The organism is Bartonella sp. AA81SXKL, assembly GCF_042196945.1.
In the GTDB taxonomy this organism is placed as follows: domain Bacteria; phylum Pseudomonadota; class Alphaproteobacteria; order Rhizobiales; family Rhizobiaceae; genus Bartonella.
This window is the reverse complement of sequence record NZ_JBHIRH010000003.1, coordinates 1-26,266: the sequence shown is the minus strand read 5'-3', so window position 1 is coordinate 26,266 and position 26,266 is coordinate 1. Positions and strand designations below refer to the sequence as shown.

13 protein-coding genes, 1 tRNA gene and 1 pseudogene are annotated in these 26,266 nt (G+C 35.7%); 7 read left to right on the top strand and 8 right to left on the bottom strand.

All coding sequences use genetic code 11. The features are described 5' to 3' along the window. The first annotated feature begins 1,177 nt into the window (after positions 1 to 1,177). On the top strand, positions 1,178 to 3,709 hold the full coding sequence (ptsP, locus tag ACFINZ_RS02490) for a phosphoenolpyruvate--protein phosphotransferase (protein ID WP_375701151.1): 2,532 nt from the start codon (positions 1,178 to 1,180) through the stop codon (positions 3,707 to 3,709). Between the two features lie 1,257 nt (positions 3,710 to 4,966). Next, positions 4,967 to 5,056 (top strand) — tRNA-Ser (locus tag ACFINZ_RS02485). A 469-nt stretch (positions 5,057 to 5,525) separates the two neighbouring features. Here ACFINZ_RS02485 and ACFINZ_RS02480 read toward each other — a convergent pair. The 6 genes from ACFINZ_RS02480 to ACFINZ_RS02455 all read right to left on the bottom strand — a co-directional run bounded on the left by ACFINZ_RS02480 (position 5,526) and on the right by ACFINZ_RS02455 (position 12,238). After that, positions 5,526 to 6,746, bottom strand: coding sequence for an MFS transporter (locus ACFINZ_RS02480; protein WP_375636329.1), 1,221 nt, complete (start codon positions 6,744 to 6,746; stop codon positions 5,526 to 5,528). A gap of 365 nt (positions 6,747 to 7,111) precedes the next feature. Beyond that, positions 7,112 to 7,282, bottom strand: coding sequence for a hypothetical protein (locus ACFINZ_RS02475; RefSeq protein WP_375632726.1), 171 nt, complete (start codon positions 7,280 to 7,282; stop codon positions 7,112 to 7,114). A 1,506-nt stretch (positions 7,283 to 8,788) separates the two neighbouring features. Next, a complete protein-coding gene (locus ACFINZ_RS02470; protein WP_375632734.1) occupies positions 8,789 to 8,959 on the bottom strand; it encodes a hypothetical protein in 171 nt (56 codons plus the stop codon). Positions 8,960 to 9,105: 146 nt separating this feature from the next. Next, entirely contained in the window at positions 9,106 to 9,822 is a 717-nt protein-coding gene (locus tag ACFINZ_RS02465) for a YqcI/YcgG family protein (RefSeq protein ID WP_375632722.1), read from the bottom strand. Positions 9,823 to 9,845: 23 nt separating this feature from the next. After that, positions 9,846 to 11,051, bottom strand: coding sequence for an ATP-grasp domain-containing protein (locus ACFINZ_RS02460; RefSeq protein ID WP_375701150.1), 1,206 nt, complete (start codon positions 11,049 to 11,051; stop codon positions 9,846 to 9,848). Further along, entirely contained in the window at positions 11,048 to 12,238 is a 1,191-nt protein-coding gene (locus ACFINZ_RS02455; RefSeq protein ID WP_375632732.1) for a hypothetical protein, read from the bottom strand. Before ACFINZ_RS02455 ends, ACFINZ_RS02460 begins: the two co-directional genes overlap by 4 nt. Before the next feature lie 692 nt (positions 12,239 to 12,930). On the opposite strand from ACFINZ_RS02455, the gene ACFINZ_RS02450 reads away from it, so the two are divergent. Then, positions 12,931 to 13,167 carry a hypothetical protein gene (locus ACFINZ_RS02450; RefSeq protein WP_375632718.1) on the top strand — a complete coding sequence of 79 codons (237 nt, stop codon included), beginning with the start codon at positions 12,931 to 12,933 and terminating at the stop codon, positions 13,165 to 13,167. A 589-nt stretch (positions 13,168 to 13,756) separates the two neighbouring features. Beyond that, on the top strand, positions 13,757 to 14,968 hold the full coding sequence (locus ACFINZ_RS02445; protein WP_375701149.1) for an MFS transporter: 1,212 nt from the start codon (positions 13,757 to 13,759) through the stop codon (positions 14,966 to 14,968). A 318-nt stretch (positions 14,969 to 15,286) separates the two neighbouring features. On the opposite strand, the gene ACFINZ_RS02440 is transcribed toward ACFINZ_RS02445, so the two are convergent. Both ACFINZ_RS02440 and ACFINZ_RS02435 read right to left on the bottom strand, forming a co-directional pair. Next, complete coding sequence (locus ACFINZ_RS02440; RefSeq protein ID WP_375634046.1) at positions 15,287 to 15,556, bottom strand: hypothetical protein; 270 nt, start codon at positions 15,554 to 15,556, stop codon at positions 15,287 to 15,289. 2 nt (positions 15,557 to 15,558) lie between these two features. After that, positions 15,559 to 16,005 (bottom strand): hypothetical protein, encoded by a 447-nt coding sequence (locus ACFINZ_RS02435; RefSeq protein WP_375611456.1) that lies wholly within the window; start codon positions 16,003 to 16,005, stop codon positions 15,559 to 15,561. Between the two features lie 494 nt (positions 16,006 to 16,499). Here ACFINZ_RS02435 and ACFINZ_RS02430 point away from each other — a divergent pair, with 494 nt between their 5' ends. The 3 genes and pseudogenes from ACFINZ_RS02430 to ACFINZ_RS02420 form a co-directional block, all read left to right on the top strand. After that, positions 16,500 to 17,006 (top strand): helix-turn-helix domain-containing protein, encoded by a 507-nt coding sequence (locus tag ACFINZ_RS02430; protein WP_375632714.1) that lies wholly within the window; start codon positions 16,500 to 16,502, stop codon positions 17,004 to 17,006. 1,066 nt (positions 17,007 to 18,072) lie between these two features. Next, a complete protein-coding gene (locus ACFINZ_RS02425; protein WP_375701148.1) occupies positions 18,073 to 24,357 on the top strand; it encodes a Vomp family autotransporter in 6,285 nt (2,094 codons plus the stop codon). 608 nt (positions 24,358 to 24,965) lie between these two features. After that, positions 24,966 to 26,266: pseudogene (locus ACFINZ_RS02420) on the top strand (hypothetical protein); the annotation flags it as partial.

The following is a 26,266-nucleotide window of genomic DNA, read 5'->3' as shown; positions in this document are numbered from 1 at the left end:
TAGAGTTTATTGATAAGTTTCTGTATAATAATCAGTGAGGAGAGACTTTCTTTTTATGTATGAAGAAGGGTTGAGTAATTTCTTATAAGAGAAGCAGTTTGTTTTCAGAAAATTATGAGAAATTTAATGAGAGCATTATTGATGTAATCATTTTGATAAAGATGGGTCTTTTTATCGGCATTGTGGTATTGATGAGTTGTCATACTGTTTTTAGGTGGTAGTGTGGATAGGTGGGGCTATTCATTTAAAAAGACATAGGGATAAAAATCCATAAGAAGGTAGTCAAAACTACTTTGAAAGTGACGTGCATTAAGGAATTTTCGGTAAATCGAGAGTGAAATTATATTTTTAAGGAGTACGGTGTTTAAAGATATAAAAATAACCAACGTGCAATCAGCGCCCTTCAAGAATATTTTTTCTGATTTCACTATTATTGTGTATTGTTGAAAATAAACAAGCATAAGAGCTAGGGTTAAGGCAATAATTGCTTTTCATTTTTTACTTTATTTATCTTATTTGTAGAGTTTTTCTTGATTTTAGTAGTTGGTGATGGTGCTTGGGGGGGATGTCGTACTTTGCAAATGTGCGACAGAGGGCATTGTGTATTTGCGATATTGATTGAAGTAAAGGTGTAGCTTAAAATATATAAATATTATATATCGAGAGTTTGATATCATAAGAGATGGGTAGCACGGAATAAAGATGATAAGTTGCATGGAGCAATTTGTAATTATGTAATGAATTTATAAAGAGGGATAATAGGTTAAATAAACTTTGAGGAATCAATTAAAATATTAGCTGAAGTTACGGATGATTAGGAAGGATGCTTTCTTGTAGGGAGAATAATGAAAAGTTATGTTGGATAACTTAGGATAATGAGAGCATTTTGAAAGCATAGTTTTTCAGGTGATTGGTGCTGTAAAAAATGGGGTTTTGTCTTTGTAAAGTAAAAGAGTAAGAGGCAGACTTGTTTATGATGGTTTTAAGCACTTAGGTGGATAATAATATCTAATTGTTTTATCGGTTATATTGAGGTATTTAAGCACCTCACTTAGCTATATTCTGTAGAATATAAAGAGAGCTGTGGTGGTATTTATAGCTTGTATTTTGGGAAATGCAGCTTTGAAAAGGAATGTATCAGAGATATTGGTGTTCAAATGTGAGGCAATTTGAATTCATGATGAGATATGAGAAAGCAGAAACAATGAATGTAGATTTTACTGATGGTGAAATCTTGTCTATAAGATCTGTACAACTTGCAGCTGCTTTTGATCATAAAAATGATGCAATTTATGCTGCTGCTGAATTGCTTGTGCAGGTTGGTGCAGTTGATAAGTGTTATCTGGCAAGTATGCTTGCACGTGAAGAAACAACCAATACTTGGCTTGGAAATGGTATAGCCATTCCTCATGGTATGGCTGAAAATCGTGATTTAATTATCAAGGATGCTGTTGCTGTTATACAGGTGCCTGCTGGTGTTGAGTGGCAGGATGGCAAGAAAGCATATTTGGTTATTGCCATTGCAGCGTGTCCAGATCGCTATAGAGAAATTTGTAAAAAATTGACGTCTCTTTTATTTGATAAAAAACAGCTTGAAGTACTTGCAACAACTATGGACAAACAGCAAATTGTTACAACTTTGTTTGACCAAGAGATGAAGATAGAAAAAACTTTTATTGGTGACCTTTCGGTGTGTCAGGAATGGACTTTAGATTATCCAAGTGGTCTTCATGCACGACCAGCTTCTCTATGGGTTGATTTTGCGAAAAAGGCTCAAAACTCTATCAGAGTTCGCCATGGTCAATATACCGTTGAAATGAAAAATTTGGTTGGTTTATTGCAATTAGGAGCAAAAAATGGTGATGTTCTGATTTTTTCTACAGATGCTGCAGAAGGAGCACAACTTCTCAATGATGCCATTGCTATTGCAAAAAAAGTGAGTATTAGTGAAAAATGTCTGATGAGAGCAATGGAATCTCAAACAAAGGCTTTTCATGGTTGGTATCCACGCTCTATGCAAAAAGGCATTTCTGGTGTTGGAGCGAGTTCAGGATTAGCATTTGGTAAGATTTTTGTTTTAAGGCAAAATGATATTTCCATAATAGATCAGCCAATTGATTTTGCAGCTGGTGCAGCATGTCTTGAAAATGCTCTTACAAAAACAAAACATAAAATGGCATCTGTGATTTCTGATATTACAGTGCGTATGGGAGCAGATTCTGCTGCGATTTTTTCTGCGCAAATGGTTTTGCTTGAAGATGAAAATTTAATAGCTCAAGCTTGTCGTTTTATAGCGGAAGGTCATGGTGTCGCTTGGTCTTGGGATAGAGCGGTTCGTCAATTTTCAGATATGTTTTTTAAGGTAGATAATCTTTTGTTAGCAGCACGTGCTGTTAATTTAGTTGATGTTGGTCGACGTGTTTTAGGTGAAATCAATCCATCCTATAGATCGTTCTTTTTAAATGATATTCCACATGGTGTAATTCTGGTTACAAATGACCTTTCTCCTTCTGATGTAGCACAACTTGATTGTACAAGGGTAAAAGGATTAGCAACAGCATGGGGAGGTCCATTATCTCATACAGCTATTTTGGCGCGTACTCTTGGTATTCCAATGGTTGTTGCTACAGGTGATGATATTTTAGCAATTCAGTCTGATATTCAGGCTATTATTGATGGCGATAACGGGTTTATTTATCTTGATCCTACGCTTGAAGACGTTGAAGATGCTCAAAGGCATATTGATACTGTTGCGCAAAAACGTGTCAGTGAAATAAATGCATGTAGATTACCAGCGCAAACGACAGATGGTCAAAGAATTCGTATCATGGCTAATGTCAACTACGCAAATCAGGTTCCTGTTGCGCTTGATTTAGGGGCTGAAGGTGTTGGACTCATGCGCACGGAATTTTTGTTTTTAGAGAATCCATATATTCCGGATGAAGAGCTACAATTTAATATATATCGGGCGATGATTACAGCTGTAGGAGATAAGCCATTAATTATTCGTGCACTTGATATTGGTGGAGATAAACAGGTTACGCATTTACATTTATCTAAAGAGGACAATCCTTTTTTAGGTGTTCGAGGAACGCGGCTTTTGTTACGTCGACGTGATCTTTTTGTGCCTCAATTACGTGCTTTATATCGAGCGGCAAAAGAGGGTGGAGATCTATGGATTGTGTTTCCGATGGTCATGTCTGTTTCAGAGATTGTCGCTATAAAAAAGATTGCAGAAGAAATCCGCAACGATATTAATGCACCAAAATTAAAACTTGGTATTATGATCGAAGTTCCAGCAGCGGCCATTATGGCAGATGTATTGAGCGCCCATGTTGATTTTTTTTCAATTGGAACCAATGACCTAACACAGTATACAATGGCTGTTGATCGGCAAAATCCGTACCTTGTGTCTGAAGCTGATAGCCTTGATCCAGCAGTTTTGCGTATGATTTATCAGACTATTCAGGGAGCTGCACAACATAAGTGTTGGGTTAGTGTATGTGGTGGTATGGCTGGAGATCCTTTTGGTGCAATGATTTTGACTGGATTGGGAATTAATGAGCTTTCTATGATATCTTGCGATATTTCTCCAGTAAAGGCGTGTTTACAGACTCATAGTTTTGAAGATATGAAAATTTTAGCACAAAAAGCATTACAATGTGAAACTGCACGAGCTGTACGTGCTCTAAGCAAGGATATAAGGTGATAAAGAACATTAAGGGGAAAGAACGAGCTCATTTTGCAGACTAATCAGATCTTTAGTGCTGTAAAACATTAATACAGTATATTAATTTATAGTGGTAATTTATCGTTTTACATAATGAGAACCCTGAATATTGTAGGGTTTTTTCGTTTTAAAGTTCTCTATATTTAATTAATAAAAATTACTCTTTTATACATTACAAGGAGGAGTAATGTATGGATAAAAACACTCTAAGAAAGAATAAATTCCTTTTATGCATTCTCTCAAATAGCAATAGATATTTTAACATTAGGCGACAAATAGCTTGATAGTACTTGGCTTTTACTTTTTATTTAAGGAAAGATGATGCTATCCAATAGATTTTATACCATTCATAGATACCGTATGAGGTAGATGTGGCAAGCTTTAAGAGATGTTTTTTTACAAACGTGTGGATGAGAAAGAAAATAGTATTTTTAGAGTATTCTGTTTTGTGATGAGACCATATCACGCTTAAAGAATGCGATAATCAAAAGTATGAAGTAATACGTAATTTCTTTTAAATAATTGAGATTACTTTAGATATTTTGAAAACTGTAAAGCTGAATTTAAAAGTATATGGTAAAAATGAAAACAGGTTTGCATTTTTATTATTTTGTATTTGATCAAAATGAGACTATTTTTTCATTTCAGAAAATAAAATATATTCATACATATTAAATTAAAAATGCAAAGTTTTTTTCTGAATTTTATTTTCTTTAGTATCAACTAAATATAGAAGTGTGAAATTGAATAGAGGATTTAGAGTAGGGCTTATTATATAATCCTATGAAAGAGAAAACTGACACCATCACACTATTTTACAGCTCTCAATGTTGCAAAAATTCGTGCTATTTAAGAAAATGCATAAGAGCCACTTATCCTCTCTTAAAATGTTCTTTCCCCACATACCATCCCTTCCTATGACGTATAAGTAAGTGATTTTAATTATTTGGTTGTGTAAAACTATGGACTGTATGCCAATTTTAAGAGAAGTATTTTTTTGTGAAGCAGAAAGTGCGTAAATGAGCATGAAAGTTTATAACTGGTGACAATCTTTTTATTCTCATTATTGTATTCTACAAACCTATCCACGAAAAAAGTTTTTTCTTAAAAAGAAGGGATGTGCTTGTTATTCAACAGATAAAAGCTCTTACTTTAATAAATGAATTTGTTTTTTGGGTTTTGAATGTATAGTTTAGACTTGCACGTTATTTCTTTCTGGGTATAGTGCAAACTTCTGGAGAGGTGGCCGAGTGGTTGAAGGCGCACGCCTGGAACGCGTGTATATGGGAAACCATATCGAGGGTTCGAATCCCTCTCTCTCCGCCATTAATTTAAAACGAACTTTCATATGCTTGATATGACATAGTTTAAAAAGCTCAGCATTTGCAGGATTTTTTATTGTTTGAATTTGACCAGTTCGCGTCGATCTATACCTATCATTATGTACACCTAGAAATTGCTGTTGAATTTCCATGAATTTTATACTTTTTAAGCTCCTCTCCTCTCGATCTTTAGATAACCTGATCTAGCATAAACGATCTCTTCAAATATCATTAAAGGATTTTTGCCATTATCACTAACTTCTGGTAGAGCTTTTAGAATTAATGGTGATCATAGTGCTATTTGCAATTTCGTTGCTTAACGGGCTAAATGCGTTTTATCCACATGAGAGGTAACGAACACCTCAGCTTTTCTCACGCAATGTGCTTATTTAAAATTAATGTCATGAATATTTGTACAAAATTTTTATCTATACGATAATCAAAAAAAGGCTGACGTAATAATTGAATATCATTCATGTGGCGCTTTCTTTTATCTTTAAGCTTTGTATGTAAATAGATAGTCCGTGCAAAATAAATAAAGGGGCGCAAAAGCCTATAAATACACATAGGATGTATAATATAGAAAATGAAAAAAAATTTCCTGCATATAAAAGCACAATAGAAAATAAAGCTGTTATGATGCGTACACTGGCATCGCCTGCCAAAATCACCTCGGCTAAATTTTCACTAGGTGTTATAGCTTGTCCAATTGTTATTCCCGATATCCTAAAATAAAATTGCCCAATACCTAATAAAAAACCCATAATATAAAGGGAATATTGAGTAAAATTTAAATATAAAACAAAAGAGATTGCGATCACGGCAAAAGCCGGTGCCCCCCATACAAAAAAACGAATTAAAGATGGAAATTTCCGTAAATAATAAGATGAGATAAGACCATTGATCACAAAACCCAGTGCTAACAAAGCAAAAATAGAATTTTGAATAGCTGTAAATTTTATATTATCTGATGTTATAGAAGCAAGAACAAGTGGCAATAAAACAATAGGCCCCGTATAGAGAGAATTATTCAAAATACGATTAATCGTTAAAAAACGCAACGCAGAAATCCGCCAAAGGCACCTGAACCCAACTCCATAAGCTTTTTGAGATGGCTTTTTTAATAGCTCTTTTGCTCTGTTTAGTTGTTGTATAGACTTTATACGAAACCATAAGCAGGCATTCAAAAGATAGATAAATACAATAAAGGCTATGGCTATTTTGTGCCCCAAATGCGCAATTATAAAATATATAAGCAATGGGGATATAATAACAAAAAACTGACAGCAACTAGTGTAAAATGCAAAAATTCCAGCTTTTTGTTTGGGAGCTGGAACCAGCTGATTCAAGGCACTATTGTTATTTGGGTTATCAGCCCCCATCAAGAGAGCAAGTAAAAAAAATACAAATAAAATAAGTACCGGATTGTTCATAAATAATAAGAAAGACAATAAACAAGCGCAAATAATTTGACTATAAAACCCAATTATAAAGCCTTGATAGTACGCCAACACATTTCCCAAACATAAGCCAGCAATTCCAATTGCGATTAAATTAACGACATTTAAAGTAGCAGACGCTTCTCCCGTTGTATCTTGGAATTGTAACAAAGAAAGGCCAATAGATAATACACCACTAGCACAAAAACTCGTCAAACAACCAATCACAATCATAAGAAAAACAGAATTACGCAATAGCCTCCCCCCTCTTAAACAGAGACTCAAGCCATTTTATGATTTTCTCCATTGTCGAATATGGTTCGGTACTAAATTCCAGTTTTTCATAAAAGTTTAGTTCAAATGCGTTATAGGCACTTATTTTTTGAAAGTCATCTGTCAGCATGAATTCTATACTTGGCAACGTTGTACCCATAGATTGAGACAAATAATAGGAAATTACTTTCCAATACATATAGGTACGCTCTCTTGCCAAATAATTTTCCAAGGCATATTTCAAGTGACAACCACTTAAAATATATTTCGGACAATGGTGCAACGGATAATAAATACAAATAGCACCGGCTTCATGTCCCGGACAAGAAGAAATATTAATATTTTTATCATTTCATAATATTATAAAAACGCTCAGTGAGCAGATCTTCCAAATTTAGTCTAGTCACAACAAGATTGGTTACTAATTTTTGAGAAACATGAGACCAAGCCAATCTTACTACTAAAGTTCCAATAACCTTTAAGTCAGATTCTGGATAAGCTTTTTTTAAATTTTCCACCCATATGTCTCTATGACATATAATAATTGGCTCATCTCGTCTGAATGAACAAGATGTAATTCTAAACCAATATTATCACAAAGTTTTGAGCTCTTGAATTCTCCGTATCCTAACCTGGTATTCTTAAATCATAATAGAAACTAAAGAATTTTTAAGTATTCCAACTTTTATTAAACTTTGTAACAATCTATTGGAAGCTTCCCTTCACTGACTTCGACAATTATTTTCTCACCACTATAAGAACAAAAAATTAGCTTTGAAGTTGCTTACTTTTAGAAAAAAAATGAGCAACACTCTTTCTTAACTAAAAGAAACACGCTCTATACCTTTTTCTTTATGATTATCAAAAAACTATCCCGTTACAATTAACCATCAATTATTAGGATAAATATTCTGCGTTTAGCTTAATAAGCTGTTATAATCAATGTTTCTCTCTGTTTTAAAAATCAGAGTTTTTTCTCCTAGAGATACTCATAATTTCTTTACAATTTTTCCAAAAAAAGCCCCCCTTTAACATTGCTATTAATACGATCATCCTGAGAAGTTTTATACATACACACTTCATTATACGGAATTCTATGTATTTTTTTAACTTACTCAACTAACAAACATCTTTTAATGGACAAAATAAATCACGAAATTTGTGTGCTGTCACAATTCGAAAAACAATCATATATCTCCCTCCAATGATAGACGATGTCATTAGAAGAAAGCTTTAATGATATTGGTAGAATAAATTAACCAGAAAAAATTGCAGCGCTGATGGAATAAATTCTATTTTATACCTTGTAATTCTATCTAAATTTTAATCATTTTTGTTAAAGGTTCTTATGCAATTTTTTCTACATTCAGCATCATTTTTCCACTTGTTGGCAACAAAAGATTAATAGCTAAATTCACTTATGTCATAATAGTTCTTTTTTGGGTAAAATAGGACATCTTCAATTTCGATATATAAATATTTTAATTCTTTAATATATTCTCTTCACATGCTTTAGATTAACAACACAACAAAACCCAAAATAAAAATATTTATTTTACTTAAGTTATTGAATATTATTTAAAAAGTATGAAAATAAAGTGATGTAATAGTTAAAAATTATTTAAAAATTCAAATCCATCTACATTTTAGAGCCATCACGCATGGTAATAGCAGTTTTCATTAGGTATACTAAATATGCTTGATAACTTTTCTGCTTCATGCTTGTAGGGAGTTTCAGATAGAGATAATACCAGAATCCATTCGTGAATGCTCGACAATAAAGCTGTAAACAAAATTATTTCCTTTTTGTTTAATCCGTTAAGCTTGATCCATTTTTTATTCCTAAAGAATAACGTTCTATTTTGTACTGTAAAATGTCGTTTCTGAAAAGTTTCTACGTTGGTTTGGGTAGAGGACGTAAACTTCATAGCCTTATTTTCCGCAGAATCTATGGGCGCATTATGGGAAGCAGGAGTAAAAGAATAAAATCCTGTATGAGAAAGAATCCATTAAAGAGCGTGCGGTTACCCATTTCTAATATCTCCAATAGTGAGATTTTCTGTAGCAATTGCATATATGCATCCTACATCTGCCGCAATTGATTTGTGCCTTGTATTGGCAGGTAGATGTATAATATCTCCTGGTGTACAGGTTATATGTTTTTCGCTATAGAAAAAATCTAACTCTCCCTCTATAATTAAGAGAGTTTCATCGACCTGGTGAATATGCCAATCGTGTATTTTTTTTGGGAAAATCTCTTTGTATCTCTATTGATCCTTGCTCTGGAAGCATCATTTTGAATATATCATAGATATTTTTATTTAATTTAATTTTAGAAAATTTAGTCATTATCGTGCTCCATTATATGATATGGGCAAGGTGGGGATTCAATATTATTATCTTGCAGGAAGTATTGCGTCCATTCTCTATTTTGGGGTTCGCCATATTTTCCTAAAAAAGGAGATTTTGTTATAATATCAAAAGGTTCAAGTCTTTTTGTTACAGCGGAGAATGCATTTTTTGCTTTTTGTTCTGTATCGAGCAGATCAGAAAAAACCCACCTAGGCTGGAAAGTTAACATAAATGTAGAACTTCTCCTACTTATTCTGTTTATATGGGATGGGGTATTGCAAACTATAAACATAGGCTCGCCATGAAAGCAGAACTCCCATAAAGGATTGTCCATATTTTTTGGTATATGCTTAGGCCATTCTTGGTCATCAAGAGTTCGCAAATCTTTAAGTATAGACAAGAATTTTTCTCTATAAACTTCGATACTTTGTACGGGGGCAGGCTTCTCGAATGCAACAAAAGATGTGTTCTTTCCAAAACTTTTATAGTTATCGCAATAAGTTATCAGGTCTTCCATCATATTTTTTGCGGTCAACTTATTGTAGAACCCAAATCTAAGCATATTTTTTGAGTATCCATTTACACCGAATAGGCAGGGAAAAGGTCTAATTGTGTTATTCATGGTTGCATCGAATTCTTTAAAAACGACCTGCTTCCATTTTTCATATTTGTCTATATTTTCAATTATTTGCGCTGCTGAATCCATGTTTTCCTCCCAATTGTTGTATTTTATAAGAAATTGCTACGAATGACCCTCTCCAAAGCTGATAATTCATCATCACTGTGTCCCCAAATTGCTATAATGGCAGGGCAGGTATTTAAATCGATGGTTAGGGGGAGGGGCTCGTTTTCTTTAAAAAAGAGCGTAAAATGAACCACATTTTCCCAAGAATGAAGCTTTTGCCGCCATACGTTAACATCTTTTATAATATGACCGTCGATCTCGTTGATAAGGAAGATAATACGCCCTTTTTTCTTAAAGCGACTTGGGGTTTGCGAAAACACGCCTGCAATAAGGTTAACGGAGCTTTCAAGTAAATCATCTTCATAGCAATGCGCGAACAAGGTGGGTGCAATTCCTCCGTGGAGACGGGCTCCTACTTCGATCATTACTGGACCACGAGCTGTTTGCATGATTTCCATATGCGCAGGTCCATATTCAATCCCCAGTGCGCGAATGCATTGTTTTGCATAAGAGATAAGAGGGGCATAAGAGGGATCTTGAGCATCAAGCACATCAAGCGTTTCATAAACAAAAGTACTTCCATTATGAATACCTTTTTTATATCGTGACAAACTACATATCTTTATAGCCTCTCCATTTACAACGGCGTCGACGATGTATTCCTCTCCCTCCAATCTTTCTTGGAGCAAATAAGCATCGTTAGGTGCGCCAAAAATATTTTTTTGTGTCCAGTCGATTCTAGAGGACCATGCCGCCACTTTCTCACGGCTGGAGAAAAACAAAACACCATCGCTTCCACCAGAATCATTCGGCTTTACCACATAGCCGCTGTGGCTTTCAAAATCATCGAGAGTACAATCGTTTTTTGTAAGAATCTTTGATCGGATGTAAGATAAATCATTTTCACAAAGGCGTTTTTGCATCGCTGCTTTTTTCCGTCGCCAATCGGTAGTCAAGGGGTTATTCCCAAGACAACCATAATAAGCCGCCAATTGATCTGCACAATAAATACCCCCTTCGGCGCCTGCGACCACGGCCTCTATCGCGCCGATAGGAAAGCGTTTCTTTATCTCATCTACACTATGAAGCTTCGCTTCTGCCATGCCCTCTCCCTGATAAGAAAGCATATAGTGTGAAAAAGGAGCTTGTTGAGAGACAACACCATAGCAAGCATAGCCTAATTTTTGCAAAGCAGGGGCATAGAGGGCACCCGTGGAGAAAGGGTCGACAATAAGAATAGGTTTTCTCATACTTTGTTCCGCTGCAATAAAAGGAAAAGAATATAAATAAAGATTATTAGCCCTATAAGGGGGAGAAGATAAACAGCTGCTTGAGGACCCATAAGGGCAGAGCTTGTAAGAAGACCAAGGATAACATAACCTGCCGATTGGGAGAGAGTATAAAGCATACCGCTATAGCTTCCCACCAGCTCTGCTTGAGCCTCTGTTTTAGTCGCTTCAATCGTATGTTTGCGGGCATTAATTCGCATGGTATTCATTGAAAAGCCAATAAAAAAGCAAAAGACCACAGCCAAATAGGGTGATTGTGTGGTGCTAAAAATAAGATCAGCCACGCTCAACATAAGGGCTGGGAGAATAAATTCAAAGCGAGGGATTTTGATAAAAGCAGCCAAAAAAGCGCCCATGCCCGCAACCGCACTGCAAAGTCCATAATATTCAGAGCCAAAATTTTTCACACTCTGAAAAAGAATGGTTGCCAGCGTATTATAAGCGCAAATATGAAAGCCAATAAGCCCTATGCAGACGCATAAAAGTTTAAGCTCACGGGAGAGTCCATCCGCTTGCGGTATAGGTGCTGTCTTCTTATCGGTTGCAGGTGCTGTGGTATCTGTAGCGTTGTATTCATCGCAAAAGATAATATATCCGGCTATAAGGCTTATAATGATGTCAAACAAACAAAGTGTCACAATCAAACCATTATAGCCAATTTCAGCCGCTGCCCCTCGAGGGCTGGTCGCTTCTAAGAGATAACCACTCAATGCTGCTCCCAAAAAGGCGCCAATTTGCACCACTGTTTGCATAATGCGGGAAGCCTTTTGGGCGCTAATATAACCACTAAGTGCTAGTTTAGTATTATAAGTCTCGAGTGTGCTTAAGGTAATCAAAGAGAGATAGCCGATAGAGATAGAGACAGCGATAAAACCAAAGGGGGAATCAGCGTAATGGAAAAGTGCAATCAATAAAAGAAGGCTATAGATAATGATTCGCCTTTTGTATAAATCGACCAACCGCAATGAGGCTTTAATGCGCACAAGACCGCTTTTTTTCAAAAGATAGGGCATAATGGTGCCCAAAGCCATGGTTACGCCTAGGAAAACCGATGAGGATGTTATGCGATAAGCATTCCACAGATTACTTAAAAATAAAACCATATCAGAAAGATATAGCAAGACAACAAGCCCATAAAACCGAAACATCAGTTTCTTGTGCACATTATCCCCCCCATTTCGGAATCTCTTAAAAACACGCAGTATTATAAATCAGCACACATCATGTTTACAAATAATGAATACACACATATTACTGGGCATGTCAAGTTTTTTCGGTAGGAAAAATTTGAACGCTGATGTTTATGGTAGTGATAGCTTATTATTCAGGAGAATGAATAGCGATAGAGGCTGGTATTTTTACTGCGTCTGTTGCGGAGGCTTGCCAATAAGGGGAAAGCCAGATAACGAATATAACTATGTCCTAGAGATATATTTTGCGCTTTCAAGTTGATTTTATTTATACTCAAGGTTTAGGTTTTTCTATTGACCGTTGTTAGATGTTGTTGTGACAATAAACTTCGTTATCTATCAGAAACATTTATGGCATTAGCGCTAAGGTATTGTATTAAAACCTTTACATGGTAGTCTGTCTGATAGAGAGGTATTATTGGTTCAGTTTTAGGAGGCTTTATTACGGCTGATTTGGGCGTCGTCGTTGTTTGAGGTCTTATTATAATATTCTTAATTTCAGTTTATGAATATACCGAAAAATATAGTGAAACATTTGATTTAAACGCTTTTGCAAGGCATATTTCAATATCTCAGCGATGTTTTCCAAGAATTGCTCTGCTGCTTTTTGACGGGATCGGATATCAAATGCTTATAGCGAGGGCAGTGGTTTGAGAAAAGATAGAGCTGATCCGCCCATTACTATACTGGAACGGTTGCAGAAAAGGGATGGTTTAAACTTAAAATACGAAGAAAAACTCTCTTTTATTGAAAAAGTTTACAAAGTATACAAAGTGTTATCGGAAATAGATGAGCAGTTTATAACAATTGATGGAACTGCTCCTATTTCTTTAATTCATCATCAAATACGACATCATATAAATAAGGTTTGTTTTGATTATGAATAAAATCATTTATTAATCAAGTTATCCACGATAAATCCTCCTTTATGTATTTGTACTCTAAATCTGAAACTTTAGAGATATGATTGCAATAATTTAACTGCTCAGGAAGATATTACGTTATATATTTTAATTAGAAAACTAACTGTAATGGGCTTGTTTTAAAAGATTTAGAGAAGGGGAGTAGAAAAGTTAGCAGTATTTATTGTGAGGATAATAGTATGTTTATTCTTTTAGAGACGAAGTGTGGTGATAGAAGAACGACATGGAAGGATATACTCGAACATATTTTAGTGCACGGAATAATAAGGGCAATGATGTGAGTGAAGCTTCCATACCGTAAAATTGTTTCACATATGTATAAAGGTGTAGCTTCTGAATAAAACGCACATAAAATATTAAATTTGTTTTTGTCCATAAATGTTCTGTTTTCATAGAAGAATTAATCATACAACAGCACAAAGATTGTAAAAGCCTCAAAAAAGAAATTTTGCTTTCTTAAATTTAATGATCTAAAATGAAAATTGTAAGAATGCCTGTTTTTAAACAGGATGTATTATGCATATCGACTGGTATTCATTTTAGAGGATAATTTATGTTCACTTCAAATTTGAAGGAACGCATTGCTTTATTTGAAAATAGAACTTTTCTCTATTTTACTTTGAGCGGCTTATTTGCTACATTTGGAAGTGGACTAAATTATATTACATTGTCATGGATCGCTTACAATCAGACGGGCTCAATCCGTGGTGTAGCGTTGATGATGCTTTTTCTTTGGACGCCTAGCATTATTTTTGCGCCTATTTTTGGCATATTGGCAGATAAATATAACCGTAAAACGCAGATTATTATTTCAAATCTTGCGAGAGGTTTGGTAATCGTAAGCTGGGTAATGCTTTGGCATTTTGGTATAGAAATTGAATTGATGGTCTTATCTGCTCTTTTGGGTATTTTTATCCCTTTTTATATGCCATCAGCTATTTCTTTAATTCAAAGTATTGTGCTGAAGGAACAGCTCATCAATGCAAATGCGACCATCGATATGGTTTATGAACTTGGCACTATCGTAGGTATGGGCTTAAGTGGATTTATACTGTCCTATGCAGGAACAAAAGGAACTCTTCTAATAGGTGGTATATTCTTTATCATTGCTGGTTTATTTAATTTTGCAATGAAGGTACCTAAAAACCGAAGATCTAAAAAACAAAACCAGCAAAATTGGTGGGAAAATTATACAGCATCCCTTCATTATTTTAAACAGAATCCGGCTCTTTTTGTACCTTATATAAGCCAGATGATTATTATGACTCTTTTGATGACCATTCCTGTTATTCTCGTTCCTTATATACAAGAGGTTTTACATGCGGATAACAGGACCTTTGCAATATTTGAGGTGCTTTATTCTATGGGCGTATTGACAGGTGCGTTTTTTTCACCACTTCTTTGTAAAGTTTTATCTATCAGGAAAACATTAGCCATTTTATTAGCTTTTATGGCTATTGGCCTCGCTATTTTATCTGTTAATACACACAATTTTGTTGTTTTTCCTGTTTACTTTATGATTGGATTTGGACTTTCGAGTTGGGCTCTTTCGATTTCTTTATCACAACTCTCTTGTGATCCTGAATACCAAGGAAGATTGCAGGCAAGTTTTAATGGTATCTCTGGATGCTTGATCCTCGGAGTCTATCTCATCATGGCAAGCGATAACAGTAACATATCACCTCAATCGATATATTTTTTTCAAAGCATTGTTGCGTTTGTTGGAATACTCATAGTGCTGTTTTATAAACATGAAAAACAATAAATTACGTTTAAGAGTGGTCAATATACGCTATTTTTAAACATTTACGCTGCAGCACATTTCATATTTTGCTTTTAAAGGAGAGTTGAGAAAATGTAAAAGTTGGTGCTTAATGAACAAAGCATAAATTGATGTATGCTAGAGAATACTCTCTATTTTTTGATAATGATCTAAAAGAATTGATGCGTTTCTTTAATTCATCTCACTGTTGTTAAGAAGACGAAAACGTAACACTTTAAATCTTCTTGAAAGTTTTTTTTTTAAGCGTAGTAGAAAGTAAAGCAATGAGGTAATATCGTATCATATGGGGAGAGTATTGTATTATTTTTGTTTTTCAAAATCCATATGAAAAATTGTATCAATTTCATCTTCACTGGAATGAGTATTTCTACGACGATGCAAGGTTTGCACAATCTCTTTTTTTAAAACAGCATCTGTTTCACTTAAACGGTGAATACTGAGTTCCAATTCAAGAGATAACGCCAAATCCACGCACAATTTAAGCTCTTCTCCAATGTCGAAACCGCGTTGATAGTCGTCATAAAGACCAACCAGTGTATCAGATAATTCTTTATCGCATAAAGAGGTCATGCTTAATTCCTCAACGTTGCGGGTTTCCATGCAGCTTTTTTAAGTATCACTCCACTATCATCACTTAGAATTGCCATGTATACGAACCTCATGGTTTTGTCAATTTTCTGCAAAATACGCGCTTTTAAATCAAAGCCTATTAAAGATTTTATTACTCCAAGATTTTGAAGCGCCCAATTGTAAATATGGATGGCAATGTGTTTACTATAGAATTTATAGCATTTAAAATACATTGCCAAAAGGCTTTTAATATGCGTAGAGGAAGAGTATTCTGACGATAAACCAAACACCCTGAAATCTCTATTACCAGTTACAGCTAAATCAGTGCCATTAATATATAAAATAAGCAAACAGGGTTTGTAAACGTCTAACTTTTTAATAACGAGTGATAATCTCGTTTTTTGTAGAATACCAATTATTTTGCCTATTTTATATTGATTTTTAGACATTGATAAACTTTTTACCTTATAAAAACCTATGGGAAATGCATTAGCATATTTTTGTAATAAGATTTCAGTGGTATATTGCACAGCATGAAATGAAGAGAATCGTATTAGGCTTTTTGCTTTTGAAAGAATATGACTGCAACTTTTGAGAAAGCAGTTGGCAAGAATTGGCTTGGCATGCAAACTGATAGAGTTGGCAGTGGCGCATTTAGTTTTTTCATTGGCCTGTGTCCAAATGTTTTTGACTCTGGAAAATAGCCTCTGATAGGCTTGAGTTTTTCCAAGGTTATATTACAGGGGCGCAGCTCAGAAAAGTACCACGGCGATTGCATTTTTTTGTAATTGTCATAATTTTCGCTCCTGCTTAAATGGATGCTGTAACATCCGTTTTTGTGGGGTTATGTATGTGATAACTGCTCTTCTTAAGGGGCAGTAATAATAGATATAAATCAATATAATTATTTAGTCAGCAATTATATTGATCCTGGAGTGTTTTTTTGGCTCGTCCGGAAGCAAAACCTAAAACTGAGTTGGCAAAACGTTTTCGTGAAGTGCGTCACGCTCTTGGTTTTACAGAGCGTAAGCAGTTTGCTGAACATCTTGGTATCACTGCTGGCTCTATAGGAACTTATGAAACTGGTATAAGTGAGCCTACAGCCTCTGCGCTCTCCAAATATCAAGAAATTTGTGGTGTTTCATTAGATTGGCTAGTAACGGGAAATGGCGAGATGTTTTCAGATATGGCAAAGGCAAAAGCAGCTGGTTTTAAACCGCAAGCGATACCTGTTGGGCTGATGAAAAAGCTTGGACATTTAGTTTATACGACCTATCATGATGCAAAAATAACACTTTCTCCTGAAGATGTTGCGGAATTAGCAGCAGAGCTTTATGGAAGATTGCAAGAGCTTATTCAAAACCTCAATGATATAGAAGAAGTCGAAGCCATTTTGCCACTTTTAAAATTACATTTAAAGCGTAAAATCGAAACTGAAAAGCACATCTAGAAATTTCATAAGATACGAATGAACAGCCTTTTAAAAAATAAAACTTTTTTGGTTTTCTGCTGTATAACCAAGTTTGGAATGTGAGAATCTCACGATCTTCGAGTCTCTTATTCAACCTGAAAAACGAGAAACTATCATTATAAATCAATAGACTGTTCTGATTAAAAATAAAACGGTTCATAAAAAGAACGACAGGTAGCAATACAAACAAAATTGATTCAAAAAGAAGCGAGTATAGCATCATTCCTGAAATATTTGTTGGTTGAAGAAAAGATACGGACAACAGTGAAAATACAGTGGGTTATGTGAGAGGAAAGAGTTTAGAAAACAGCTTCTTTTAGGTTTGTGATATTAAAAAATTTATACAATAGTGAAAATACAATGACGATGTTTTGTTCCTATAGAAGGGTAACAGATATATAAGAGAGAAGAACGAAAGACTATTTATAGATGCACTTTTGTCTTTTTATGAAGATGATAAGATGAGTACGTTAAAACTTTTTACAGAGCGTGCATCATTATATTTAAGACAGATTTCTTTCAAAGGGATGTATAATATATTGAAACAGTTTACCTCGCAACAAAAAGTGAGATTATCATGATAATCGTCATTATTACATTGTGCGATAAGTTAAAAAAATCATAAATTTGTGCTTATAAGAACAGCTAATTTATTGAGAAGTATTTTTACAAATTTATAAAAAATTATTTTTACACTCTTGCCATTCTTCTGATGCGCTTTATTTGAAAAGTAGAATTGCTCTTTAGTGAAACTATTTTTGTTAAGAGATAAATCGCAGTGTTTTTGAATGGAGATTACGGTATATTTTCAAAGTCTTGTGTTTTTATTTATTTTTTAGCTTGAATCCCTCTAGCTAAAAGGGTTGGGGACTTTTCTAGATTCGATGTTGTTGCAGAGATTTTAGGTCGATGCCCGATAAGTATCGGTATCGTAGGGGGGAGTTTTGTCTTGATTTATTGGTTTTTGAAGTGCGCAAACTAAGGGTTTTGCCATGTGTGTTTTCGCGCGTTGTGATGATGTTGAACTCTGTAGGAGGAGATTCTTATGAAAAAAAAATATTCCACACCAAATTTAATTAAAGTTGTCTCTCTTAGTACGGTAATGGCCACACTCTTATCGAGTGTTTCTCCTGTTTTTGCTGCGAATCTCTCAATAACAGGACAGACAGTTAGGAGCACAAATGGTGGTAATGTCATGTATCCACACGGTAGTCATGGTAGTGTTGTTTTTGCTGGTGATGATGATTTCTGTGGTGTAGACAACGTTATTGGTCGTGGCGGCAAACAACAACAAGGAATTGCTGATAGTCAACGAATAACCGCAGAGCAACAATATGAGAGATTTGTTGGTGAGAAAGTTTTTGGAAATCGTAAACCTTATGGCACGACGACTGAACAGGTTAATTGGGCGGGTGATGGATACACGAGTAGCGCTAATGGTAGAGTTTTAGGTGGTTATATGGGGACACCGACTGGTGGTATCGTTAATGCAATGCCTGAGGCTTATGGTGTTTATTCTTTTGCAACGGGTTGTGGATCTGCAGCGACGGGTAATTATTCAACCGTATTTGGTGCAGGTGCGACAGCAAAGGCAGGGGGTGCACAAGCTTTTGGTGTTTCCGCACTTGCAAGTGGTATAGCAAGTGTTGCTATGGGTGTAGGCTCAGAAGCATCGGGCAAATCTTCAGTTTCTATTGGAGGGCTTGCAACTGCTTCTGGTGACAGTAGTATTGCTTTAGGTACAAAGGTAAAGGCAGAAAAGAGTTATACGATTGCTATAGGTACAGATGCTGAAGCTAAAGCTTCAGGTGCTATTGCAATAGGGGGCAGGCGCTCTGACAGAACCGAAGAAAATGATCCTAACAGAAAAGTAATCGCGAATGCTGAAAATGCGATAGCTATAGGCACGCAAGCTTATGCTGAAAAAGAAGATTCGGTTGCCATTGGTGTAAATTCGCAAGTGCTTGTTAAAGATGGTGTTGCTGTAGGTGGTGGGGCTATCTCTGATAGAGAGAAGGGGGTTGCTGGTTATGATCCTGCAACAGGTAAAGGGACAACAAAAACCAGTATAGCATGGAAGAGCACCACAGGCGCTTTTAGCGTTGGTGAAGTTGGTGGTCGTGGTAATGGTACGCTAACACGACAAATTACAGGGGTTGCAGCTGGAAGTGAAGATACTGATGCGGTAAACGTGGCGCAACTAAAAGCTATGAGAGATATCATAGCAGGGGGAGGGGGGTGGAAACTTTCTGCTAACGATACCGATCCTACAGATGTGAATTCAGGCAATACCGTAGATTTTTCAGTGAAAAATAGTGAAGTAGGGCAAGATAACTTAACGATTGAAAAAAACAATGAAAACAAGAAGCAGAAAATGCACTTTGCTTTAAGTGATAATCTTAAATTGATAAGTGTCACTACAGGAACAAGCTCTATGAGCGGTGATGGCTTTATTATTAATGAGGGGCCACGCATGACTATTGATGGTATTGATGCTGGAGAGCAAGTGATCACGGGAGTGGCAAAAGGAGAAGATGATACCGATGCAGTGAATGTTGCGCAACTGAAAGAATTCACAGCAGGAATGAAAACGGGCTGGCAACTTTCTGTTGATGGTAACAATTCTACAGATGTTAAAGCTGGGAGTACAGTAGATCTTGTTGCTGGTGCGAGTGATGATGGAAGCAAAAATATCAAAATTGTAAAAGACAATAACAAAGTCACATTTTCTTTGAATGATACTCTTAAGCTCACGAGTGTCACGACAGGCAACAGCATTATAAGCAACGATGGCTTTAAGTTTATTGATGGTAATGGACCAAGCATAACTTTGAATGGTATTAATGCTGGTGATAAAAAAATTACAGGAGTAGCTAAGGGAGAAGAAGAAACCGATGCTGTAAATTATAAGCAGTTGACAGAGGTAAGAACACTTGCAGAAAATGGCTGGAAGCTTTCTGTTGATGGTAACAATTCTACAGATGTTAAAGCTGGGAGTACAGTAGATCTTGTTGCTGGTGCGAGTGATGATGGAAGCAAAAATATCAAAATTGTAAAAGACAATAACAAAGTCACATTTTCTTTGAATGATACTCTTAAGCTCACGAGTGTTACGACAGGCAACAGCATTATGAGCAACGATGGCTTTAAGTTTGTTGATGGTGGTCCAAGCATAACAGCCAATGGTATTGATGCTGGTAGTAAAAAGATTACAAAAGTGAAAGCTGGTACTGATGATACTGATGCAGTAAATTATAAACAGTTACAAGATTTTACAGCAGGAATTAAAACAGGCTGGAAGCTTTCTGTTGATGGTGATAATGCTACAGATGTTAAAGCTGATAGTACGGTGAATTTTGTTGCAGTTAAGCAGAAAGACGATGATAATAATGAGAGTGAGAACACAAATATAAAAATTACCAGAGGTGATAACAATGAAGTAAAGTTTGATTTAAGCGAATATATTAAAGTTGGTCGTGTAGAAACAGGGGATAGCAGAATGAGTAATGCCGGTTTCATGATCAAAGATGGACCAAGAATGACCAAGGGTGGTATTCATGCCGCCAATACAAAAATTACAGGAGTCGCAGATGGTAGCAATGAGCATGATGCTGTTAATCTTTCACAATTATATAAAATGAAGTTTGAGATAGAAGACAATAGTCTTGTTAAATGGAGTAAAAGTAAAAAAAATATTACCATTGGTGCTGAAAAAGAAGGTATCGAAATCAATATTGCCAACTCTGAAGGCAAGGATCGAATTATTTCTGGCGTTGCAGTTGGAAAAGTCAGTTCTGATTCAACAGAAGCAATAAATGGTCATCAGCTTTTCAATTATGCTGATAATATATCAAAATATTTTGGTGGTAGTACAGATGTGATTGATGGTTTCAAGCCAACTTTTACTGTTCAGGGTAACGAACACCATAATGTAACGGATGCTTTTAAAGATGTCGATAATTCTATAACAGATATTTATACACAGATTAACAATGTAACAGCAAATAGTCTTGTTAAATGGGATGAAGGGCAAAAGCTCATTACAATTGGTGCGCAAAAAGATGGTACCAAAATCAATGTTGCCAATTCTAATAGTGAAAATCGAGTTATCTCTGGTATTGCGGATGGTAATATCGGAAAGTCCTCGAAAGAAGCTATAAATGGTAGCCAGATTAATACAATTTCTGGAGATATTGCAAAATTCTTTGGTGGGGATGCAGCATTTCAGGATGGTGCTTTTGTAGGTCCACAATATAACGTATCTACAGTTTCTACAGATGGTGAAGTAGCTCAGTATATAGCTGAAAATGTTGGTGATGCTTTAACAAAGCTTGATGCGAATGTCAAAAATGTGAATAGTCGTATAAAATATGTAGATAATAAATTTGATAAGTTCTCTCAAGATGCCTTATTATGGGATGATGGTAAACAAGCATTTGCTGCACGTCATGAAAAAGATGGACGTAAAACAGATAGTAAGATTACCCACCTTTTAAATGGTGATATTTCAGAAGAGTCAACAGACGCGATAAATGGTAGCCAGATTAATAAAATATCCAAGGATATTGCAGAATTTTTCGGTGGTGGTACAGAATTTAATAACGGAGTTTTTTCAGGTCCACAATATAACTTATCTAGAGTTTCTACAGATGGTAAAGTAGAACAGAAGACCTTTTACAACGTTGGCGAAGCTTTGACAGGGCTCGATGCAAATGTTAAAAATGTAAATAAAAATATACAGCATGTAACCAATGAGTTTGATAAATTGTCTCAAAATGCTTTACTGTGGAGTGAAAAGGATCAAGCATTTGTTGCACGTCATGGAACAGATGGACAGAAAACAAATAGCAAGCTGAAGTATCTTTTAGATGGTGATGTTTCAGAAGATTCAACAGATGCAATAAATGGTTCCCAACTTTATACGATGGGTGATCAGATTGCGAATTATTTTGGTGGTGGTGCGAGCTATGAGAATGGAGAGTGGATAGATCCTACGTTCAAAATTTCTCAGCGTGAAGCGAATGGTACCATTACTCAGAAAAAACACCATAATGTCGCTGATGCTTTTGAAGGTGTCGATAATTCTATCACAGATATTTATAATCAGATTAATAATGTGACAAAAAATAGTCTTGTGAAGCAAGAAAATGGGTCAGGTCTTATCACTATCGGTAAGGCAACAGGTGGTACTGAAATCAGCATTGTAAATAAAAGTGGTATGGATCGTACACTTTCCGGTGTAGAAGATGGAGAACTTTCTCAAACATCAACGGAAGCGGTAAATGGTTCACAGTTGTTTGCTACGAATAAGAATGTTACTGCTGTGACTGATAATTTATCAAAAGTTGCTCAAAATACATCGAAATATTTTGGTGGTAGTACAGATGTATTGAACGGTATAGAACCAGCTTTCCTTATTCAGGGGGAGACCTATCATAATGTTACGGAAGCGTTTACAGGTGTTAATACTTCTATCACAAATATTGATAATAAGATTTCCGAAGTGGTAAAAAATAGTCTTGTTAAGCAAGAGAAAAATACAGATGTTATTACCATAGGTAAGGATACAGCTGGTACTGAGATCAATATTGCGGGATATGCTGGTGTAGCGCGTTCCATTTCTGGTGTTAAGGCAGCAGAGAAGGGGGATGAAGCTGTTAACAAAGACCAACTTGATAAAAGCATAAAGGATATTACGAAAGATATTGAGACAGTAACTGCTGCTGCGGTTCTCTATGATAAGAATGACGATAATAGTGTTAATTATGGTAGTGTAACTTTGGGCGGCGATAAGAACAACGGACCAGTTGCTCTTCGTAACGTGAAAGATGGTAGCATTTCTGAAAATTCCAACGATGCAATCAATGGTAGTCAGATTAATAAAATATCAGCAGATATTGCAAAGTTTTTTGGCGGTGGTGCAAAGTTCATTAACGGTGCTTTTGAAGGGCTGAAATATACTTTATCCGCTATTGTAGGTGGTGAAGTAGGGAAGGCTAATTTTTACAATGTTGGTGATGCTTTAACAGGTCTTGATAATAATGTTCAAGATGTGAATCAACGCTTAACGAATGTATCCAATGAGTTTAATCAGAAAATTGAAAATTTCTCTAAAGATGCTTTACTGTGGGATGATGAGGAAGAAGCATTTGTTGCACGTCATGAAAAAGATGGGCAGAAAACAAACAGCAAATTGAAGTATCTTTTAGATGGTGAGATTGCTCAAGGTTCAACAGATGCCATTACGGGCAACCAACTTTATTCCATGAATAACCAACTTGCGAATTATTTCGGTGGCGGTGCTAAATATGAGAATGGCAAATGGACAGATCCTACTTTTAAGATTGTTCAAGTCAATGCTGATGGTACGACTGTTGAGACAGAGCACCATAATGTCGCTGATGCTTTTGGTGACGTCAATAAAAATATGTCAAATATTAATAACCGTATTGATGATGTCATCAACAAGGTCGATTCAGATGCTTTAAAGTGGAATGATAAAGAAAAAGCCTATGATGCTGGTCGCGATGGAAAGCCGAATAAAATTATCAATGTAGCTGATGGTAAAGTTGAAAAAGGCTCGAAAGATGCCGTCAATGGTGGGCAACTTTGGGAAACCAATGAACGTGTCACTGGTGTCGAAAAAGATGTGAAGCATCTTACCAACAGAGTTGATACCATTTCCAATACGATTGCTGATATTGGTGATACAGTTATCAATATTGATGCCAAAGTTGATAACATCAATAATAGAGTTGACGGCATTGAAGAGGACGCTGTTCGTTATGATAGAGATGAAAACGGCAAAAAAACCAATAAAATCACATTAGCGGGGGGGGATGCCAGTGAACCTGTTCTGATTGATAATGTCGCTGATGGTAAAATTGAAAAAGGCTCGAAAGAGGCTGTAAATGGTGGTCAACTTCATGATTATACTAAAGAACAGATGAAGATTATTCTTGATGAATCCAAGCAGTATACAGATCAACGGGTTAATAATATTGTGATTGATGCGATTGATGATGCTGTTGATCGGGCTAAGCAATATACAGATATGAAGTTTGATGTTTTAAACTATAGTATTGAGAGTGTGAAAAAAGAGGCAAGACAAGCAGCGGCTATTGGTCTTGCGGTGTCTAACTTACGCTACAATGATACACCTGGAAAATTAAGCGTTGGATTTGGTACTGGTTTATGGCGTAGTCAGTCTGCATTTGCCTTTGGTGCAGGTTACACCTCAGAAAATGGAAAATACCGCTCTAACATATCTGCAACAACTTCTGGAGGTCACTGGGGTGTAGGTGCGGGATTCAATATGACATTGAATTGATAATAAACAAAATACATAAAAAATTCCTTTTCACCCCTGTCTCATGAGGCAGGGGTGAATTGTTATTACGTATGTAAAAATACATATATATATATAAATTGATAAGCGCTATAACGATAAATACAGGTTTAAAAAACAGAAAAACCGGACGATTTCAACAAAATGAACTTCTTATTTCAAAATAAGATAATGAGTTTTTTCATAAATTATAAGTCCATTATTTTCTGCTTTAACTTTTAAATCTAAAAAATCTTCCACTCTCTAAAAATCTATTAAAAAACTTTCTAGTAATACAAAGGTATATATTTAAATGTATTTCAATTTTACTGGAGGAAGTTATAAAAACAATATACTAAACCAATTCTACCCCTTGCAAAAAACAACCAACAGGTTTAAAGATTAAAAAAACCAACCACCACAAGAAAACTTACCTTTTTAGGAAAGGTAAGAGAACAAAGCACGTTAACTACAAAACATCAACTTCTCTATCTTTTCAATCAGTCATTAAGCTTTTGAATATATTTAGAAAAACCAATTTCAGAGAACTTTGTAGCGTTTAAATGTGTTTTTTTTGTGGTTATAGTTATTTTTTCATTGGGGAGTTCATTATGAAAAAATTATATACAAAATTAGTAGGGAGCGATTTAAAATTTTCTCGTTTTTCTTTTGTTAAAGTTCTTTCATTGGCTACAGCGGCTACATTTTTATCGAATGTTACACCTGTTTTTTCAGCAAATCCTGATTTTAGAAACACCTTTCTCGAAGGTGTTAACAGTGCTGGTGTCTCTTATCCGCAAAGCATTATCTCTGTTGCTGGTTTGAATGCTTCTTCTGTTTCAAAAGACAATTATTTAACAGCACTCAATCAAGCGGGATTAGAAAAGATTAATGCTGTCGATGACTATGCAAATTTTTTAACTAAAACCCTCTCTGGTGTAAGTGATTATAGTCCTGTCGTGAATGTTTTGATGGCGGATAGCAAAAATGTATTGGCAAGAACCCTAGATGCAGGAGGGCAATATAAAAAGTCTCTCGTCAGTCCACGGTCATTTGTGGTTGATAGCTCTTTAAACCAACAGCTTGTACAGGATGATGAAAATACAGATATTATTAATGTGTCTAATATCTTACGGAGTGGTTCAACAGAGGGAATGCAACGTGGTGTATCGGGAAGTAATGTCATCTTTGGTGAAAATGTTAATGCGAAAACCGTGGACAGTGTTGTTATTGGTTATAAAGCGAAGGCGGTATTAGCTGAAGGAGATAAAAATCTAGCGGCATCTGTTATCATAGGTTCTAAATCTGAGATCCATAGAGGTGGATCCGTTGCTGTTGGTGCAGATATAGTGGCACTAAAGAATGACGCGGTTGCTGTTGGTCGTTTTGTACGGGTGGAGGTGGACAGCGGTACAGCTTTAGGCTTTAAATCGCAAGTGAAGGTAGTAGGGGGTGTTGCTATAGGAAGCAATTCTGTAGCCAATAGGGCTGCTGGTGTTTCAGGATATACTTCTATGCTGCAGGGGCCTGCAACGAATGAGGTATCTTATTGGAAATCTACATTAGGTGCTGTCAGTGTTGGTGATGCTGATACTAAAAAAACGCGCCAAATTACAGGTGTAGCGGCTGGTAGTGAAGATGCAGACGCAGTGAATCTAAGACAATTGCAAGACTTAGAAGATGTCGTAAGAAAAAATGGTTGGAAACTGTCTGTTGACGGTAAAAATGCTAAAACAGTCATTATGGATAGCGGAGTAGATTTTTCCACTGGAAGTACAAATCTTAACATTACAAAAGGTGATAAGGATAATAAGGTAAAATTTGATTTAGCTAAGGATGTTACATTAACGAGCTTAAAGGCAGGCACAACTGCCCTAGATGCAACAGGCTTAGTGATTTCTGGAGGCCCCAA

Coding starts and splice junctions, on each gene's coding strand:
- ACFINZ_RS02465 (WP_375632722.1), bottom strand. CDS start 9,822: ATGGATTCAGCAGCGCAAATAATTGAAAATATAGACAAATATGAAAAA.
- ptsP (WP_375701151.1), top strand. CDS start 1,178: ATGATGAGATATGAGAAAGCAGAAACAATGAATGTAGATTTTACTGAT.
- ACFINZ_RS02425 (WP_375701148.1), top strand. CDS start 18,073: ATGAAAAAAAAATATTCCACACCAAATTTAATTAAAGTTGTCTCTCTT.
- ACFINZ_RS02460 (WP_375701150.1), bottom strand. CDS start 11,051: ATGAGAAAACCTATTCTTATTGTCGACCCTTTCTCCACGGGTGCCCTC.
- ACFINZ_RS02445 (WP_375701149.1), top strand. CDS start 13,757: ATGTTCACTTCAAATTTGAAGGAACGCATTGCTTTATTTGAAAATAGA.
- ACFINZ_RS02435 (WP_375611456.1), bottom strand. CDS start 16,005: ATGTCTAAAAATCAATATAAAATAGGCAAAATAATTGGTATTCTACAA.
- ACFINZ_RS02440 (WP_375634046.1), bottom strand. CDS start 15,556: ATGACCTCTTTATGCGATAAAGAATTATCTGATACACTGGTTGGTCTT.
- ACFINZ_RS02455 (WP_375632732.1), bottom strand. CDS start 12,238: ATGTTTCGGTTTTATGGGCTTGTTGTCTTGCTATATCTTTCTGATATG.